4 protein-coding genes are annotated in these 2,600 nt (G+C 34.9%); all 4 read left to right on the plus strand.

Annotated elements, in window-relative coordinates:
- The first annotated feature begins 276 nt into the window (after positions 1 to 276).
- The 4 genes from BACCOP_RS20910 (at position 277) to BACCOP_RS02770 (ending at position 2,413) form a co-directional block, all read left to right on the plus strand.
- Positions 277 to 534, plus strand: a complete 258-nt coding sequence (locus tag BACCOP_RS20910; RefSeq protein ID WP_007565998.1) for a hypothetical protein — start codon at positions 277 to 279, stop codon at positions 532 to 534.
- Positions 535 to 601: 67 nt separating this feature from the next.
- Entirely contained in the window at positions 602 to 829 is a 228-nt protein-coding gene (locus tag BACCOP_RS21365) for a hypothetical protein (protein ID WP_007566000.1), read from the plus strand.
- 71 nt (positions 830 to 900) lie between these two features.
- Positions 901 to 1,896 (plus strand): SMI1/KNR4 family protein, encoded by a 996-nt coding sequence (locus BACCOP_RS02765; RefSeq protein ID WP_007558975.1) that lies wholly within the window; start codon positions 901 to 903, stop codon positions 1,894 to 1,896.
- Positions 1,897 to 1,978: 82 nt separating this feature from the next.
- The gene (locus tag BACCOP_RS02770; RefSeq protein ID WP_028728890.1) at positions 1,979 to 2,413 is read left to right on the plus strand and encodes a hypothetical protein; all 435 of its coding nucleotides are present in this window, start codon (positions 1,979 to 1,981) and stop codon (positions 2,411 to 2,413) included.
- The last annotated feature ends 187 nt before the right edge of the window (positions 2,414 to 2,600 follow it).

Below are 2,600 nucleotides of genomic sequence, written 5' to 3' on the forward strand. Positions count from 1 at the left end.
AATAGTAGATAATTTTTGTACGAGGGAAGAAGCATTGGAGGTAATATGGATAGCTTCTTTCGTTTTATCGGGAAAATGAAAAATTCTTTGATCGAACTAAAAATCAAATGATTAGTTATTGGAATTGCTATTATAGGTGAGAAAGCCCATCAAAAAATCATATATAGGTTTTAATATCTTTAATAATTTGGAAATGGCATATAACAAGCGGCTTAGCCTCCCCTAAAAAGGTCGGTTAGCCACCAAGCATTATCAGTAATTAAATAGTGTAACATTATGAATATATATGAAATTGGACAAGACTTTGATAATTACAAGTTCTTTGTATTCAAGGAAGAAGATAAATCAAATAAAGATGTTTGGGATTATAATGGTCAATCACTTGTTAATGAGTGGAAAGGGCTTAGCTTAGAATTGTTTAAAGATAAAAGAAAAAAGAAAGACAAACGAAGTGAGGACTTTGATGCTTCTTGTTATTTTTCTGGTTGTCTGATAGTAAATAAAAGAACATCTTTATGCTCGCTGAAAAGCTGAAAGACAAATAGAAGTTTTACCTGTCAATGTAGACGGTAATACTTCAAACTATTATTTTATAAATGTATTGAATACAGTCGATGCCTTAAATATAGAGTCCAAGAGCAATGAAGAAATTTTGAAGATGATGAGAGATAATAATGGTATTTTCAATAAAGGAAATATCGGTTCATATATCATATTTCGGGATAGTCTGTTTAATAACAATTATTATTGCACAGATGAATTTGTAGATTTTGTGAAGCAATATTCAATCACAGGATTAAAATTTACATGTGCAGGTATCGCAAAATAAATCACTGATAACAAGCCAAGTTAGCTGCTAAACGCAGCTCCTTGTCAAGCCATTATCTGCCCATAAAAAGAATGAATATGAAAATAGAATTAGAAAATTGCCAAAAAAGTCTTACTCTCAAAGATTTTGAAGAAATAGAGAGTAAATTGGGTTATGCCTTGCCGGAAAGACTGAAAGAGTTCTATTTACAATATAATGGAGGTTCTACGAAACAGACCGCAAGCATAAATAAATATCAAGAGGTGGAAATTGAAGATTTCTTCCCATTCAAATATAACAAGGATTTTAAGAATGACCCCAGATATACGGCAGAAGGCGAAACATTAGAGTTAAGAAAAGCTGGAGCTATATCTGATAGCATTCTTATTTTTGCTATGGAATCTACCGATGAAGGTCGGATTACCATAGACTTGGTTAATGGAAAGATCTATCTTTACCCTATTGTGGGGATGCAAGATGTAATCTTCAATTTTGGAGAGCCACGACTTGTTGCAAATTCAATAGATGATTTCTTTGACAATCTCGTTGTTTTGGACGGGCACAAAGCAATTCCAGCAATAGAAGAAATCGAAGAGGGACAAACGGAGACAGCAGGTGTAATGCCTGAACTTTCGGACTGTTCGGCTTCGCTAACAAAAGAAGATATAAAGAATTTTGAGGTTGAGTTGAATGTAAAGATTCCGGCAGGCATGAAGAACTTTTACCTCAAGTTCAACGGTGGTATGCCATCACCATATTGTTATCAACCGCAGGACGAGGATTTGGATCGGGTGGAGATAAATGCGTTCTTTCCGATAAAGGAACGCACCAATGCTTTTGAAACAATTGAAGTCATAGCCAAAGATATATGGAGTAGGAATTTAATGCCATGCAATCTGTTGCCTTTTGCTATGGATTCGGGTGGAAACTATTATGCGTTGAACTTGAAGAATAAAAAGATTTACTATTACTTGACTGACGAGTGGGACGAAAACGCTTCAAGAGAATACAACTTTGAAACAAATACTCGTTACATCGCCCAGTCATTCAATTACTTTATAAATCATTTTATCGAAGAAGAGGAATAAAGCGGGCAGATAACAAGCGGATCAATCTCCTTTAATGATGATTATCCACCGAACATTAGCAATTGACGAAAAAAAGAAAGCAATGAGTGAAATTATAGAATACCGTCCAATTAATGAGGACGAACGAATAGAAATAGATCAGCTTGCGGCTAAAGGTTTAGTCCTTATAGGTTTGCAGGAAAGTGCTGAATCCTCTGCCATCCTTGATGGCATAAAGAACTATCTCAATAATTTTGAAAGTTCAGATGACGAGGAAATTACGGATAGGGCTTATGAGTTAGGTTCCCTGTTAGGAAACACCATCCAAAAGCACTATGGATGGAACTGGTTTTGTGTAGAGGAAAATACAGATGATTCTTTTCATTGTGTTGCTTCTAATAAAGAACGAGCCTGCTGCGCCTGTCATGAATATATATACTCCATATTGACAAAACAGCATTCCAATAATGTAAAGTTGCTGTTCAATATGATAAAGAAGGACTATCCTAAAGAATGGCACTTCATGTTGCTTTCTTAAAAGATTGCTAACAAACAGATGAAACATTTAAGGCAGTTTATCTGCTAAACATTATCGTTGTTTACATTAGAATCAAAGAAATGAGAACAATAGAAGATATGCTTCAATGTGTTCTGCTTTATCAATGAATGAGCGGAGTCATGCGGGTATTTTCATAGTATATGAATCCACCACAGTGGCGAGATGG

The sequence above is a fragment of the Phocaeicola coprocola DSM 17136 genome (assembly GCF_000154845.1).
Lineage (GTDB): Bacteria > Bacteroidota > Bacteroidia > Bacteroidales > Bacteroidaceae > Phocaeicola > Phocaeicola coprocola.